This is a genomic window from bacterium, assembly GCA_008933615.1.
Taxonomy (GTDB): Bacteria; CLD3; CLD3; order SB21; family SB21; genus SB21.
Window position 1 is genome coordinate 1 of record WBUR01000035.1, and the last position, 15,787, is coordinate 15,787.

Annotated in this window: 18 protein-coding genes; 3 read left to right on the forward strand and 15 right to left on the reverse strand. The window is 45.8% G+C overall.

Annotated elements, in window-relative coordinates; genetic code table 11:
* The 4 genes from F9K33_12635 to F9K33_12650 form a co-directional block, all read right to left on the reverse strand.
* On the reverse strand, positions 1–557 hold a 557-nt coding region (locus F9K33_12635), incomplete at its 3' end, for a malate dehydrogenase (protein ID KAB2878534.1).
* 206 nt (positions 558–763) lie between these two features.
* Positions 764–1,033 carry a 50S ribosomal protein L27 gene (locus F9K33_12640; protein KAB2878535.1) on the reverse strand — a complete coding sequence of 90 codons (270 nt, stop codon included), beginning with the start codon at positions 1,031–1,033 and terminating at the stop codon, positions 764–766.
* Between the two features lie 10 nt (positions 1,034–1,043).
* Positions 1,044–1,358, reverse strand: a complete 315-nt coding sequence (gene rplU, locus F9K33_12645; protein KAB2878536.1) for a 50S ribosomal protein L21 — start codon at positions 1,356–1,358, stop codon at positions 1,044–1,046.
* 119 nt (positions 1,359–1,477) lie between these two features.
* Positions 1,478–2,584 (reverse strand): DUF2914 domain-containing protein, encoded by a 1,107-nt coding sequence (locus F9K33_12650; GenBank protein KAB2878537.1) that lies wholly within the window; start codon positions 2,582–2,584, stop codon positions 1,478–1,480.
* A 220-nt stretch (positions 2,585–2,804) separates the two neighbouring features.
* Between F9K33_12650 and F9K33_12655 the strand changes: the two genes are divergently transcribed.
* Together F9K33_12655 and F9K33_12660 are read left to right on the forward strand one after the other, a co-directional pair.
* Positions 2,805–3,662: a hypothetical protein gene (locus F9K33_12655; protein ID KAB2878538.1), complete on the forward strand. Its 858-nt coding sequence runs from the start codon at positions 2,805–2,807 to the stop codon at positions 3,660–3,662.
* Positions 3,663–3,739: 77 nt separating this feature from the next.
* Positions 3,740–4,603 (forward strand): hypothetical protein, encoded by an 864-nt coding sequence (locus tag F9K33_12660; protein KAB2878539.1) that lies wholly within the window; start codon positions 3,740–3,742, stop codon positions 4,601–4,603.
* 179 nt (positions 4,604–4,782) lie between these two features.
* Here the strand turns inward: F9K33_12660 and F9K33_12665 are convergent, their stop codons facing one another.
* The 9 genes from F9K33_12665 to F9K33_12705 all read right to left on the reverse strand — a co-directional run bounded on the left by F9K33_12665 (position 4,783) and on the right by F9K33_12705 (position 12,647).
* Positions 4,783–5,124 carry a signal peptidase I gene (locus F9K33_12665; GenBank protein ID KAB2878540.1) on the reverse strand — a complete coding sequence of 114 codons (342 nt, stop codon included), beginning with the start codon at positions 5,122–5,124 and terminating at the stop codon, positions 4,783–4,785.
* A gap of 122 nt (positions 5,125–5,246) precedes the next feature.
* Positions 5,247–5,717: a hydrogenase maturation protease gene (locus tag F9K33_12670; GenBank protein KAB2878541.1), complete on the reverse strand. Its 471-nt coding sequence runs from the start codon at positions 5,715–5,717 to the stop codon at positions 5,247–5,249.
* Between the two features lie 314 nt (positions 5,718–6,031).
* A complete protein-coding gene (gene cybH, locus F9K33_12675; GenBank protein KAB2878542.1) occupies positions 6,032–6,700 on the reverse strand; it encodes a Ni/Fe-hydrogenase, b-type cytochrome subunit in 669 nt (222 codons plus the stop codon).
* A 10-nt stretch (positions 6,701–6,710) separates the two neighbouring features.
* Positions 6,711–8,429 (reverse strand): nickel-dependent hydrogenase large subunit, encoded by a 1,719-nt coding sequence (locus tag F9K33_12680; protein KAB2878543.1) that lies wholly within the window; start codon positions 8,427–8,429, stop codon positions 6,711–6,713.
* Positions 8,429–9,541, reverse strand: coding sequence for a hydrogenase small subunit (locus tag F9K33_12685; protein KAB2878544.1), 1,113 nt, complete (start codon positions 9,539–9,541; stop codon positions 8,429–8,431). The genes F9K33_12680 and F9K33_12685 overlap by 1 nt, the downstream gene beginning before the upstream one ends.
* 208 nt (positions 9,542–9,749) lie before the next feature.
* Complete coding sequence (locus F9K33_12690; GenBank protein ID KAB2878545.1) at positions 9,750–9,980, reverse strand: hypothetical protein; 231 nt, start codon at positions 9,978–9,980, stop codon at positions 9,750–9,752.
* A 672-nt stretch (positions 9,981–10,652) separates the two neighbouring features.
* Positions 10,653–10,970, reverse strand: coding sequence for a hypothetical protein (locus tag F9K33_12695; GenBank protein KAB2878546.1), 318 nt, complete (start codon positions 10,968–10,970; stop codon positions 10,653–10,655).
* A gap of 92 nt (positions 10,971–11,062) precedes the next feature.
* Positions 11,063–11,860: a hypothetical protein gene (locus F9K33_12700; GenBank protein KAB2878547.1), complete on the reverse strand. Its 798-nt coding sequence runs from the start codon at positions 11,858–11,860 to the stop codon at positions 11,063–11,065.
* A gap of 97 nt (positions 11,861–11,957) precedes the next feature.
* Positions 11,958–12,647: a hypothetical protein gene (locus F9K33_12705; GenBank protein ID KAB2878548.1), complete on the reverse strand. Its 690-nt coding sequence runs from the start codon at positions 12,645–12,647 to the stop codon at positions 11,958–11,960.
* A 535-nt stretch (positions 12,648–13,182) separates the two neighbouring features.
* On the opposite strand from F9K33_12705, the gene F9K33_12710 reads away from it, so the two are divergent.
* The gene (locus tag F9K33_12710) at positions 13,183–13,386 is read left to right on the forward strand and encodes a hypothetical protein (GenBank protein KAB2878549.1); all 204 of its coding nucleotides are present in this window, start codon (positions 13,183–13,185) and stop codon (positions 13,384–13,386) included.
* Positions 13,387–13,473: 87 nt separating this feature from the next.
* On the opposite strand, the gene F9K33_12715 is transcribed toward F9K33_12710, so the two are convergent.
* Both F9K33_12715 and hypE read right to left on the reverse strand, forming a co-directional pair.
* Positions 13,474–14,448, reverse strand: a complete 975-nt coding sequence (locus tag F9K33_12715) for a sigma-54-dependent Fis family transcriptional regulator (protein KAB2878550.1) — start codon at positions 14,446–14,448, stop codon at positions 13,474–13,476.
* 226 nt (positions 14,449–14,674) lie between these two features.
* Entirely contained in the window at positions 14,675–15,724 is a 1,050-nt protein-coding gene (gene hypE / locus F9K33_12720; protein ID KAB2878573.1) for a hydrogenase expression/formation protein HypE, read from the reverse strand.
* Positions 15,725–15,787: the final 63 nt, after the last annotated feature.

Here is a 15,787-nt window from a genome sequence, read left to right on the forward strand (position 1 = left end):
GTGGAATAACGCGGCAGTGGAACCATGGTGTCGCCATGTCCGCCAAGTACGAATGCAGAAACATCTTTGACCGATACTCCGAGTTCCATCGCAATGAAACTGCGAAAACGCGCCGAGTCCAAAACACCAGCCATACCGATCACGCGTTCTTTGGCGAATCCGCTGACCTTCCAGGCAACATAGGTCATGACATCCAGCGGATTGGTGACCATAACGATGATCGAATTAGGTGAACGTTTAGCAATTTCCTGTGTGATACCTTGAACGATCTCGGTATTCTTCAGCAGAAGATCGTCGCGGCTCATACCGGGTTTTCGAGCCAATCCTGCGGTGATCAAAACGATATCGGATCCGGCCGTTTCATCATAGCCTTGCGTTCCGATCATATGGGAATCGAATCGTTCGACGGGGGCCGATTCATACATGTCCAAGGACTTGCCTTGCGGCATGCCCGGAACGACGTCAACTAATACGACTTCATTGGCCAATTCCTTTTCGGCTATGCGCTGTGCGGCCGTCGCGCCAACATTTCCGCCGCCTACTACTGTAATTTTCATGGGAATATCTCCTGTAACATTAAGAGGTGTAATTAATTTTTTCACGAAGGGACAAAGGGCATTATGCCAAAACCCTGGGTGATGTTGTGTTCAATAAGAGAAATATACTTTTATTTTTTTTTAAAAACAATTATAAGCGTTTTTGGGCAAAAAAAAACGGACTCAAGATTCTTGAGTCCGTTTTATGCTTTGCTGTTCCGTAATCTTTAAGCTTTTGCTTCCGGAACGGGGTACACGCTGACCTTTTTGCGTGTTTTGTCTTTGGGTTCGAACTTGACAACGCCGTCAATAAGCGAAAAGATCGTGTCATCGCTGCCGATCCCGACGTTTTTGCCGAGATGGAATTTAGTGCCGCGTTGGCGGACAATAATGTTACCGGCGAGCACTACTTCTCCGCTGTATCGTTTGACGCCGAGACGCTGGCCGTGGCTGTCACGCCCGTTCTTGGTGCTGCCTAGTCCTTTCTTATGTGCCATGGTATACTCCTTACTTTGAAATCGCGTTAACTTCAATTTCCGTAAAAGGCTGACGATGGCCTTTCTTCTTCTGGAAACCTTTTCGGCGGTATTTACGGAAGTGAATGACTTTGTCGTTCTGACCGTGGCTTAAAACGGTCGATTCTACTTTTGCACCTTTTACGGTAGGCGTGCCGATTTGGACGTCGCCATTTTCGGAAATCAAAAGGACGTTATCAAAAACGACCTTATCGCCGATTTCCGCTTCAGCAATGCGCGGGATAACGACTTTCTTTCCCGCTTCGCATTTGTACTGAAAACCTTTGATATCAACTACTGCGTACACTTTTTGCCTCCAAAACTCTGTTGGATTACAGTATTATAAATTAGGCTGCAAATATAGCGGGCGAATGCGTATAAAGCAAGGTTTTTTTTGAGTTTTTTGGAGGTATATTGTGAAGCAATTTACCGCAGAATCGTCTTCATCTTACGCTCGAGGTTGCCCTGCGCCCAAACTACATCGAAGTTCAGTTCCCCGAGCAAAATATCCTCTTCCGTTGTGATTTCAATCCGCCATTCCCCGGGCCAGATCGTCGTCTTGTAGGAAAACCCGCGATAGCCGCCTTCACGTCCGCCCTGAAGCAGGTAGCTTAGTTTTTCCTGCGAAATCCACTGCATCCGGCTTGGCTCATACCGCTGCCAGTCGTAGTAGATCGTTTTCTTCATCTCGGTTGGCGCGAAGATGGAGGTAAAACAAAACACCGTATCGCCCTGACGGTATTGATATACGCTGCTGGAATTTCGCCAAAACGCATACCATTCCGGCTTTTCAAACTGCAGCGAGTAGAGATAATCGCTTTTTGCAACGTGATGATAAATGCCGTAATGTTTCAGCGCCATCGGAACAGGGGGGATCCATCGCATAAAATAGAACACGTTGAGCAGGATATAAATGATGAGAATAACAAAAGACGATCTGAGAAATGATTTTTGCGTGACTTTTGATGTGCCGAAACAAACCACCGCCAAAACGACCAGCGTAAAAGCCAAACCCATTGCTCCACCTAAAAGAAATGTTTTCTGTCCCATTTCTTTGGTTATGATGGGGAGGAAAAAAATAAAAAACGACACGCAGGCGATAAAATACATTGCAAACTGGAGGTAAAGATAGTTAAATTTCTTTTTGTAAAATTCATTGATCAGCAGGAGAGCCATTAACCCTGCGATAAACAAAAACGATTTGAGTCCGGCGGAACTCTGGAAATAGAAATACACATGTTTACTGAAAAGCCCGCCCATAAAAAACTGGATGCCTGCCGTTATCCAATTAGCACGGCTCTCGAAAAAAGCGAAACGCAGACGGCCGCTTTCGATCAAATGCGACATGATGATCAAAATGCCCGCCAATACGACATAGGCAAGCAACTGATAGTTGTCCCGCATGACGTCAATGCGCTTAGGATTCAGATTATGCAGGATAAATCCAATAGCGAAATAGAATGGGCCGATGATGCCTTTGTGTTTTTGGTAGTATTGCCAAAGCCAACCGGCCGGCGCGAGAAACCGATGCATAGGATGTTGCTTTAGTTTTTAAATAACAGGTGATCGTACATAAAAGGCAAAAGATAAACAAGAAAATTCTTATTCAGTCCGATAAGTTGTATTGCGCCGAATGCAAAATTTGTATAAATTAATCACAGAAAATCATCGGTTACAGGGACCCCGAATGTATATACATTGTTTATACCTAATTATAATCTGGGTAACGTGTGTGAGTTTGCACGCGCAGGACATGAAGGTCGACGTGTCAACCAACCGAGACAGTCTCTCGATCGGGGAGACGCTCGTCTACTCCATAACGATAACGCACGGGCCGAAGGCAAAAATTTTAGGAGAACCCCGTGTTGATTTCAGCGAATTTGAATTAACGCAAATCAAGAAGTTAGAACCAACGGAACAAAACGGCCGGCTCATTGAAAAAACGGATTATCTTCTGACGACCTTCAATATCGACACTTATATGATCGCAGCGCCGAAAGTGCAATTTCTTTTCAATAAAGACACGCTCACGATCGAAGGCCAATCCAAACGCATCAGGGTAACCAGTTCCATTGATACCAGTTTCAAAGATATTCGCCCGGAGAAGCCGATCATTGAAGGAGAAATAAATTGGCGGCTGTTGGCGCTCTATCTGGTGTTGGCCTTAGCGTTGACCGGAGGGTTGGTTTATTTTGGAATAAAATTATACAAGAAATATCGTTATCGTAAATTACATCCTGCTCCCCGGGTTATTCCTGAAATCATTCGGTCTCCGGAGGAAATCGCACTGGAAGCATTAGACAAGCTTAAAGAAAAAGGGCTGGTTGAACAAGGGGAGTTCAAGCAATTCCACGTTGAGATATCCGATATTATCCGGGGATATGTCGAGAATAAATTTCATATTCCGGCGCTTGAGTCTACTACATCCGAACTCATAGGTGAATTTAGGAAAAAACGCGTCATTGAAGAGAACTTTGTCACGTTGCTGCGGCGATTTCTGGAAGTTTGCGATCTGGTTAAATTTGCAAAATATAAACCTTCAAACGAAGAGTGTCTGGAAGTATTTAACGAAGCACATAATTTAGTAAAGTATCGTCCGACGAAAAGTTAAAGTATGACACCATTGTTGATTTTATTTCAATACGTACGACAGTGCCGTTACTCATCCCATAATTAAGAGAGTCGATTATGACATTTGGTATTATTGTAAACGTTCAGAAAGAAAACGTGATTCCGATCCTGCCGAAATTTCTGGCATGGCTGATAGAAAAAAACTATGACTTCGTGGTGGATCAGGATGCGGAAAAAATATGTAAAGATAAAAAGCTTGCGAACAAGATCCCATTTGCAGAAGAAGAAGAATTGGCCAAGCAATCGGATTATCTTATTTCGTTCGGCGGGGACGGGACCCTGCTAATGACGGCGCGCCTGGCAGGGGATTCCGGTAAACCCATTCTTGGCGTGAATGTAGGTAAATTAGGGTTCTTGACGGAAGTAGAAACGAAGGAACTGGAACAGGCATTTGAACGCGTTAAAGCAAAGGATTATCATCTCGAACAACGCATGGTACTCGAGGCGCGTTGGGATTCCGAAGCGGCGTATGCTTTAAATGACTTTGTTCTTGTTCGCGGCGAGACAGTAAGGTTCATCAAAATCCGAACGGAGGTTGATGAGGCATTTCTCAATACATATATTGCAGATGGGTTGATTGTAGCGACGCCCACGGGTTCCACAGCCTATTCGCTTTCGGCCAACGGGCCGATATTGGCGCCAACCCTTGAAGCGATTATCATTAATCCCATCTGTCCGCACACATTGACCGCAAGACCGCTGGTGATCAATTCAGACCGAACTGTCAGGCTGACGTTGGAATCGCACGAGACCGTAAAACTAACCGCCGACGGCCATGAAGACGCGGACATTCACACTGGGACCTCAGTGACGATCAAGCAGGCCGCGCATAAAATTAACCTGATTCGATTTGGCGAACGAAATTTCTTTGAAGTTCTGCGGAATAAACTGCACTGGGGAGAAGACGTGAGGAATCAGTAACCAGTGAATAATGGATAATGTATAAGGCCAAGGGATTCCCTTCAGTATTAAACCACAGTTGTTTGTGGAGAGTGAGGAAATACATTCGCTGCTACCAGAGCCTACATAATAACAAAACAAGAAACGGGTTTTCAATTTGAAAAACCCGTTTTGTTATTGACAGTAATTGTGAGAAAATTTTAACTGCTCTTTGCCGGAGCGGTGTACGTGGCATCGCCAAAGGCCAACATCGGATAGAATACAACCCCGAGAAGAATCAATCCTACCGTGAAACCAGTACTCTTACCAAAGGACAGCGACAGGTTGTGAATAACTATTATGATAAATACAATTTGAAGAAGTGGTATGAGCATAAGCAAAAGCCACCACCAGGGCTTCCCTACAATTTCCAACAGAACGATAATGTTATAGATCGGGATAAGGCAAGCCCAGCCGGGTTTACCGGCTTTCGTGAAAATGATCCAGAGAGAAGCAATCATCAGTACGACAATCGCGAGATAAATTAATGCTATGATAACCATTTCCGTCTCCTCATTTTTATCACCTACTCATTTGGCTTTTCGGTTACGCCCCGTTATTTTTTAGTGGTATCTGGACTCCACTTTATATTTTTTAAAAACTGCTTCTTGGTTTGTAATCAAACTCACGCGACAGACGATGTTTCATCTAAGGAATGGAGAATTTCTTGAACCGATTTTGTAATTTTCGGCAAAACATTTTGTATGTCAGGTGAAAGATCAAGCTTCATCGGTTGAACCTTTTCAATGGAAACCGTGATAAGATGCACTTCAGGCATGTGGTTAAGGATTGCGGCTGACTCGACAAGGTCCTTCAGGCCGATATCGTGCGCGCTAAGGGCTTTGGGGAAATCGCTTGAAAACCGAGGCCGTATGATTCGTAAGGTTCCAGGTGGCTGTCCGTCCATCGTCGCGTCGATCATGATGATCTTTTTATAATGCTGCAGATATTCCAGCAAATGAAATCCGCCCGTTCCGCCATCCAGAAAATGAACGTTTTCAGGCCAGGTTTGTTTTTCCAGTTCACGTATAGCGTGAACCCCGGCGCCTTCATCGCCCATGAGAACATTGCCAATGCCTAATACAAGAATCTTCATAGATATTTCCACAAGGTGTGGCGCTTAGCGCGCGATGTGAAACCATGGAACCGCAATAGCGTATCGCTTGGTAAGACAGGTGTTTAAAAAGTAAGTTGTTTTGTTCGCAACCGCAATAATTAATTATTCTATGCAAAAACAGTTTGATTTATTCAAATCGATCTCCGCAGGTTCTACAAATTCACGTAGAAAGTTTTGTCTGCGTAAATCGGCGCTATCTGCGGGAAAATTTACAGTAGCTGAGTAGTTATCTCGCAGAAATTATTAAAAAAAAGGGCGAACTCTCGGTTCGCCCTATTATTTCGGCAGGATGACTACTTCTTTTCAATAAATTTCCAGCCGCCGCCCATGGAGGATAAAACGCCGCGGCCTTCGACGTAGTCATGATAAAAAACAAGATATACGTGGACCATTGAAAAAATAATAAAGAACCACATGGTCAAATGATGCCACTGGCGAACGGCAAAGTCGCCGCCCATCAGAGGAACGATCCACGCAAATAGATTAGGAAGGATAGCATCGCTCATCGCCGCATACATTCCAAAGCCGGTGATGCACTGGAACAGAAAGGCGATAAACGTTATGAAGTAGGTGAAGCTGGCGAGCGAATTATGTCCGATCGATTCGATCGGTTTGCTTTTGGCCTGGAGGATGTCGACCTTCAATACTTCCATAGCCTCCTGAAACTGTTCTTTCCTATGCAGGATGAAATTTCTCCATTGAGCGTATTTGTTGCCTGCAAAACCCCAATAGATCCTGAACATAAAATTGAAGAAGAACAGGAATGCGGCCGTGAAATGAATAAAACGCACCGTTCCAAACCAATAGCCGAAGGAAGCCTCCGAACCGCTTTGCAGAGCCGGAGGGCTGCCGATAATATATCCCGTTATGGCCAGCGCCGTCACACAGGCTCCGTTGAGCCAATGATAAAGGCGGACGGGGATCTGCCAAACGTAGACTCTGTTTAATGTTGCTGTATGCATACTTCATCTCCTAAAAGGTTTGGATTTGATGAACGTACGTACCCTTTTCATCATAGAGATGGACGGCGCATGCGATGCAAGGATCGAACGAATGAATCGTTCGTAATACCTCTAAGGGTTGTTCCGGATTCTTTATCGGCGTGCCGATCAGCGAAGATTCATACGCCGACATTTTACCTTCCGGATCCCGCGGCGAGGCATTCCATGTGCTCGGAACGACTAGCTGGTAATTATCGATCTTCTGATCTTTGATCACGATCCAATGCGCCAAAGCGCCGCGCGGCGCCTCGGTGAGACCGACGCCTTTTGCTTCTTTCGGCCAAGTGGCCGGTTCCCATTTTTCATTATTAAAGGTGCGCGTATCGCCGTTCTTGATATTGGTTAATAACTGCTGATAGAATTCCATTGACCATCCGGCAATCAGTTGCGTTTCAATTCCGCGTGCAGCCGTCCGTCCAAGCGTTGAGAATAAAGCGGCTACAGGCACATCGAGTTTCTTCAGCACAGCGCCGATGGTTTCCTGTACTTCTTTGTGTCCGGAACCGTATGCAACGAGCAGCCTTGCCAGCGGCCCGACTTCCATCGCGTTACCTTTCCATCGCGGCGTCTTCAGCCAGCTGTATTTGCTGTCCACATTCAAATAGTCGTACGGCGGTTTCGGCCCGGTATAATTGAATTTCGTTTCGCCATCCCATGGATGTTTACCCTTATCGTTGCCGTCGGAATATTCATACCATGAATGCTTGATGAACTCCTGTACCTGATCAATATTCTTTCCGTCCACTTCGTGAATTTCTGCCAGATTACGGTTGAGTATCGCGCCGCGAGGGAATTTGAATTTCGACAGATCGCCGTATCCGTTCATCGGCAGATCGCCGTACGACATATAATTTGACAATCCTCCGCCTATCGCGCCCCAATCCTTGTAGAACGAGGCCACGGCGAGCAGATCGGGGATATACACCTGTTCGACAAAAACTTTTGCATCTTCGAATAGTTTTCCGACATACGCCAGACGTTCGGCATTTAAAGCGTTTGAGTCGTCAATATTAATGGAGCACGGCGCGCCGCCGACAAGGTAATTCGGATGCGGATTTTTGCCGCCGAAGATCGTATGAACTTTTACGATCTCTTTTTGCCATTCAAGCGCTTCGAGATAATGCGCCACACCTATGAGATTCACTTCCGCCGGCAGTTTATACGCCGCATGGCCCCAGTAGCCGTTGGCAAAAATGCCGAGTTGGCCGCTGGTGACAAAAGCGGTGAGTCGTTTTTGCAGATCGGAGAAATAGGCCGGCGAACTCTTCGGCCAGTTGGAAATACTCTGCGCGATTTCCGATGTTTTTTTCGGATCGGCCTTTAATGCGCTCACGATATCCACCCAATCCAGCGCATGCAAATGATAGAAATGCACTACGTGATCCTGCAGATATTGCGCGCAGAACATAAGATTACGAATCAATTCCGCATTCGGCGGCACGGTGATTTTTAAGGCGTCTTCGACGGTTCGCACCGACGCCAGCGCGTGTACGGTGGTGCATACGCCGCACGCGCGTTCCGTAAAAGCCCACGCGTCACGCGGATCGCGGCCTTTCAGAATAAGTTCGAATCCCCGCACCATGGTGCCCGAACTGTAGGCATCCACGATTTTTCCGTCCTTCACTTCAACTTCAATACGAAGGTGTCCCTCAATGCGGGTGATGGGATCGATGACAATTCGATTTGCCATTAGGCACCTCCTTCTTTCTCTTTATGCGATTGCGCAATATGCTCTTTGATCTCTTTTCGTTTCTTGATGTTGGTCGTAACCGCATGCGCAGCCATTCCGGCTAACGTGGCGGCGCCCACGGCAACGCCGATCTTATCGGCGGTCGTTTCAATACCAAAGCCCGGGAACGAAGCCAGATGCTGATAGAACGGTCCGTTGTCCCAGAAATTAGCCTCGCTGCATCCGATACATCCGTGGCCGGACTGGATCGGATAGCTCACGCCGTTATTCCATCGCATCACGCCGCAGGCATTATAAGTAACGGGCCCGCGGCAGCCGACTTTGTACAAACAGTATCCGCGTTTTGCATTTTCATCATCAAACGATTCGACGAACAGGCCTGCGTCGTAATTTGGACGGCGGTAGCACGTGTCATGTACGCGTCTGGAATAAAACGCTTTCGGCCTGCCGAGCCCGTCGAGTTGCGGTATACGGTCAAATGCCAATAAGTGAACGATGGTTCCGGCCATGACTTCGCCGATCGGCGGACAGCCCGGAACATTGATGATCGCTTTGCCGCTAATGATTTTGTGTAATGGCGTTGCGCCGGTCGGATTCGGATTCGCTGCCTGAATACAACCGTTGGATGCGCAGCTTCCCCATGCCACGAGCGCTTTGGCGCCCTCCGCTGCCTCTTTGACGATATCGAGAGCCGTGCGGCCTCCTATACAGCAATACACGCCATTTTCTTCGGTCGGGATGGAACCCTCAACCAGCATCAGGTATTCGCCTTTGTGTTTTTTCATGGTTTCATGAAGCGCCGCTTCAGCCTGATGGCCTGCGGCCGCTTGCAGGGTCTCCGTATAATCGAGCGAAATTTTATCGAGCAGAATATCCGCCACGATCGGGTGAGAGGAACGTATAAAAGATTCGCTGCAGCAGGTGCATTCCTGGAAATGAAACCATACCACGGGAATTCGCGGTTTGGTTTCCAGAGCATGCACGACTCTGCCGAGCCCGCTGGCTTCCACTCCGATGAAAGCCGTCATCCAGCTGCAAAAGCGGATAAAATCGCGCCGAGAGTATCCTTCTTTCTGCATCTGTTCATAGATGGTGAGAGACTGGTCATTCATAGTGCCCTCGCTGTTTAGTATTAAAAAAATGTATGGAGGAATCAAAATATCAGGCAAACATTGCGAAACAGATATGATTAGGTTTCGCTCAGGTGTATATAAATTCAGCAATCGGCGTGCCGCAGATTAACAAACTGAAAAGATTCAACATAGAAAAAAACAACATTCGTCATGTACGGAAATCCGTTAAAGCTATTGCGGAATTCCGTCAGACGGGTTCTCCCCGCGTCGATGGAACAAATGGTTTAACGCTGGTTACGGAAACGGTAGCTTCTATAATGACCTTATCGCTTAGACGTGCTTCCTCATTTTCCTGAAGTACGATTTCAATGATATGGGGATCAACGCAGATTTTAGCCGCACGTTTCCCTTGTTCATCAAATGTTTCAACGACTTCGCCGGTAAACTGCAGGCTCTTTTTGGACGACTTGTCTTCCATAAGGTTGACTGTGATTGGAATTAATTACAATCAATTTATGTGCCCAAAAGTGAGCCTTGAAAAATGGAGAGATAGGTGTGGCGGCTCAGAAAAATTAACGGGAATTCGCAACTCCGGTGGCGGGAAAACGTTACGAAATGTACCGCGGAATTTCATTCCGCGACTTCGCGGATTACAAATCCGCGGTACAGAATCCCGAAGGGATTCCACCTCTATAGAAATGATTTAATGGGATTTCGTCCGACTCCGAAGGAGTCGCTGGGAATGGCTTGCAGTTTTCTTCAACCTCACCCTATCCCTCTCCTCGATCGAGGAGAGAGCACGTACTAAATGAAAAAGTACGTGCCCTTCTCCTTTGTAAGGAGAAGGGACAGGGTTGAGGTTGTATATCCACGGAGCGGAATGTCGCACCTTCGGGGCTTGAAAATTTGGTGTGACCGCAATTCTATACACATCACGCCGCGTCCCGGCTGAAATCAGCAGGAGCCTTGAATCCCGAAGGGACTCCACCTCTATAGAAATGATTTAATGGGATTTCGTCCGACTCCGAAGGAGTCGCAGGGATGATGCTCGTCTTTACTCCGTAATTTCTTCGTGTAATGAAGTTATTGTCGGATTTTGCTGATTCTTGTTCAAGCTTATAGAGTTTCATAAAGTAAGTTGAGTAGTCGCCTATTTTCTATAAACCACAAGAGACAGAATGGCGAATAGTATCATGATCACGCTTGCGCAGAACGTGAGTAAACCCCAGAGGAATTCATTTTGGGTCACGAAGACCTGGACTATACCATATCCAAGCAAAGGAAGTGCCATGATGAACAGAAGGATAGCCAGCGCCTTTAAAAAAACATCCATGCGCCGATTATGTGTATCCGAAAGCAGCCCTTGTGTGACTGTGATCAGGAGATACACGACGCCGCCGAGTACTGCGCCGAGGAACACGGTTCCGAAAATATTGCCCGCCAGGTCCTCGTTAAAATTTATTTTCAAAACAATCCAGATGAAAAAGAGGACGAGGTAAATAATAATGAGACGGGATGATGTATGAAGGAATTTATTCATTTGGTTGGTTGTTTATAAGTTTATCTTTGCCTAGAATTAACTATTTCGCCCCGGTAAAAGTTCATGCCGTTCCATGTAAAAGGAATCAGATCACCCCTCAGTTTTTTGATGTATTTGTCCGGTTCATCGAGCCACAGGCCGACCGAAAGGTCGTTCCCGTTATTTCTCAAACGGATCGGCATTTCGTACGCCGTGCCGGAAATGATTGCCTCCGCTTCCGCCGGATCACTCAGAAAATCAGACAGGGAGATCGACGGCATGACGGATGTCTTATCAATCTTTTCCATGGTGCCGTTTCGGAAAACAGAAAATTCTATTTGGTATGAGCAGAGAGGCCCGCATCCCTTTTCTACCGTTCCGATCAAAACACTGCCGTCTTCGATGTCCCAGTAACTCATGCGACGAGAGGTTTCACAATCGATACACTCAATATTCATGAGCCTTAGATTCTCGTCGATTGACGTGATCCGGAAGTGAGTTGCGACCGTTTGAAGTAGTGGAGGCATCGAAAGTTGCTTATATTCTAAAAGCATTTTTAACCCTTCTGTCATTTTTCTGAAATTGTTATTAAAAACAAAATATAATTCGATGCCCTTGAGTTCGTTTACCAATTTTCGAATCATCATCGAATCATGAGTGTCTGAGGTTTGGATAGAATGGTGAGTTGCGGTGGCCGCTTGAAGAGTCAATGCATTATATTTTTTGGTTGGTTTTTCGTCAAACCCGGCGGGCAGTCCGGTATCCTTTTGAGTAGCCCGGCTCGAAGAAATGAGGACAAAAATAATCCCTATGAGTATTATTTGCGAATTACGTTTCACGTTCTTTTTACCATACGAATAATAAAAAGCCGCCATCCTCAATACGAAATTGAGAATTGGCGGCGTAATCCTACCTATCTATATTAATGAGTAGACATTATTTTTTAGCGGCATATTTCCCAACTTCTTTTGCAACAGCCCCTTTCAGATCATCTACAACCGATTCCGGCGGAATATCTTTTGTGAATTCTTCAAAGGTACTGTAGGCCGACTTTACGGTCAGAGGTTTCGTAGCTGCTGTTGCATAAAGCGTCTTTATGGTATCGGACTTCTTTTTCCCTTTTTTCTCGATATTTTCCATGATCTTGATCTCGCACTTCATGGTCAATTTAATCGTCTTACTGCTTTGACCCAGTATTAAATCGTAGACTCCGTTTATAACGACTGAAACATACAAGCTGTAATCCGCAGCAGACCAATCGGGTTCTTTGCCAAAAACCGATGACTCTTTTGTTGGCAAACTGTCAAAAGGAACGCCGGTAAAACATGTTACACCATAACCGGTATTGAGCGATTCTATCACGTTATCAACTACAGATTTATACGCATCCGGCACGGTTTTTTGTTTAAAAAGATCCTGCGAAATAATGCTGGGCGGTCTTGTTTGTTGTCCTTTAATACCGTCCCATGTGTAAACAACATAAACTACGGGAATCGTCTTGCCTTCGGCCGCGAGTGCCGCAATTTTTTCCTTTAGAGTGGGGTCTTTGGCAAAAGATGTGCACGGCAGCATGGTATAAAACAACATGCAGCAGAATAATAAAGTAATTAAGATTCGTCTTTTCATAAAACCTCCTTATTAGTTAAGATAACAGACTCGCGTTGATTACCGGATCATAAAAATTGCATTCGTATTGTAAACCGGAATAGGATTTTTGATAATTTTAGAAACCTATTTCACTTTACAAGCAATACATTCATGTTTGTCATATTTTCTGCTGCGCGGAAATTTCCTTGCGCTCGATCTCCTTAATGAAAAATAAAAGGACTGATTCCTAGCGGGATGTTCAGATGGCGAGGTTTCTTCTCAACCTGATATAGTTATGGATACGACCGGAACCCGCTATTCAATAGAACAGTGTTCAAAGTGATGGGACTATAGATTGGTTCTAATATTGGAAGGCAAGATGTGAGCCGAATTTCATTTTTTGTAAAATAAGCGTTTACAAAACTCAGGTATTGTTCATTAGCGAAAATTCGTTATTTCTAGAGTGGAAAACCGCTTGCAGGGGGAGATATGAATGACGTTTTGATTGTTCAATAATGAAACTTCATACATCACAAATCCGTAAAATAGGTCAGTTTTTTGAAAGAAAATCCATATGGTCACGTTCCTCTTATGGTGTATCCTCCTCGTTCTTTGTTGGCCGCTGGCCATTGCTGCATTAATCGTTTATCCGTTCCTCTGGCTGATCTTTCTTCCCTTTCGAATCATCGGCATTACGCTGGACGGAGTACTGAAATTGATTTATGCTTTATTTGCACTGCCGTTTAAGATTGTCAGCGGTTCAAAGCTGAGGAACTGACAAAGTTTTTAGTGTTGCGGTAGCATTGCGTTTCGGTAAGGAGCAAATGATCTATTCCAGCGCGGAGAATTGATGCAGGCGTGAGAATCAGGAAGCGTCTATTTCAATATCGTATTTCTTCATTTTATCCCGAAACGTAGATAGGCTCATGCCGAGCGCTTTGGCGGCGATGGAACGATTACCGTCGGCTTGGCGGACTGCCTGGCGGATGAGGTTGGATTCGAGGCAGGCGGTGATCTGATCGAACGTCATGTTCCCGTCAACAAAACAACGGTTACATGCTTTCAGCAAATAATCTATCGGATTTTCTTCACGAATTTCTTTAGGTAAGTCCTGGATGCCGATTTCTTTGGTAACAAAGAGTGACATCCGTTGAATCGTGTTCCGCAATTCCCGCACATTGCCGGGCCAATGGTATTGAATCAGCGCACGCATGGCATCGGGTGAGACGGTAATCGTCTTATCGGGCGCGAACCGCTGAAGATAATGTTCGATCAACAGCGGAACGTCTTCACGCCGGTCACGTAGCGGAGGAATGGTCACCGGAACGACGTTGATCCGGTAAAAAAGATCGGCGCGGAACAGCCCGCGTTCAACCAGTTCCTTCAGATCGATCTTGGATGCCGTGATAAGGCGAACATCAATAGGAATGGATGTGTGTCCGCCGATCTTCATTAATTCACGCGACTCCAAGACGCGCAGAAGTTTGGACTGAAGATGAAGCGGAAAATCGTCAATGTCGTCGAGGAAAATACTTCCGGTATCGGCAAGTTCAAATAACCCTTTTTTCTCCGTTGATGCGCTCGTGAAGGCGCCTTTCTCATGCCCGAAGAGTTCGCTCTCCAGAAGTTCCGCCGGCAGCGCCGACAAGCCGATCTTCACAAAGGGTTGCATACTGCGCGAACTCGTGCGGTGAATGTATTCTGCAACCAGTTCTTTTCCCACACCGGTTTCTCCGATCAGCAGAATAGAACTGTCGGACGCCACCGTCTTATCGAGGTTCGCCAAGATCGAACGCATCGTATCATTTTGCGTGATCAATGTGACGGATTTACTCATCATAGTTAGACTTGTTCAGTTCTTTAACGCACAAAATAGAAGAAAATTAAAAGCATATAACAAGAGATAAATAATGAAAAAGTCGAAACACCATAGAAACGTTGGGAAGTAATACACGGATTGTCAAAAAACTTAAACATTTTTTATTTTATGTTTAGTGTTATTCATTGTATAGTCTCTTGAAACGTTCAGAGGTTATTATAATTTGACGATCCGTAGACAGTTCCATTCAGCAAATTCTCGGCAACTGTTCTCCCGACAGCATATCAACGATTCGCAGACTGCCGATGGACGTTTTCATCACTACATTTTTTGGATGTTCCGAAACTACTTTTCCGATGATCCGAGTGTCCTTTCCTAACGGATGAGCGCGCATGGCGTTCAGAACTTTCTCCGCGTCTTCCTGCGCGATTAAGGCCAGCAGTTTTCCTTCGTTGGCAATGTACAACGGGTCGAGGCCGAGAATCTCGCAGGCGCCTTTAACCTCTTCGGTGATAGAAATTTTATCTTCTTCAATATGAATACCGATATTGGCGGTCACGGCAATTTCGTTCACCGCGCTGGCAATACCGCCGCGCGTAGGATCGCGGAGAACGTGGATGTTCTTTGTAACACTAAACATCGCTTCGACCAATCCGTTGAGCGCCGCCGTATCGCTTTCAACCGTTGTTTCAAATGTCAGTCCTTCGCGCGCCGACATGATGGCGATACCATGATCGGCTATGCGGCCGTTGAGTAATATGACGTCGCCGATTTTCGCATTGAGCGGCGAAATATTTATTCCCTTATCAATAATCCCAATTCCGGAAGTATTGATAAATATCTTATCGCCTTTGCCTTTATCCACCACTTTTGTATCGCCGGTTACGATTTGAACGCCGGCTTTTTCTGCAGCACGTTTCATGGACAACACGACCTTCCAAAGATCTTCCATTGGAAAACCTTCTTCTAAAATAAAACCTGCGGACATATAAAGCGGCTTAGCGCCGCACATGGCAAGGTCATTGACGGTACCGTTGACAGCAAGATCACCGATATCGCCGCCCGGAAAGAATATCGGCTGTACTACGTACGAATCCGTTGAAAAAGCAAAACGATTTCCGCCCGCCTCAAATATTGCGCCATCATGTTCCGCATGCAATAACGGGCTGTCGAACTGCGAAAAGAACAATTTTTGTATCAATTGATGAGAGAGGGTTCCGCCGCCGCCGTGCGCGAGCAATACTTTTTCATACTCGCTGATCGGAATGGGGCAGCCTAAGCCGGAGCCGATGTCCATAGGTTCATTCATGGTTGTTCCGTTTCACAATAATTTCCAAATCTCAAAACTCAAATTCCAAAT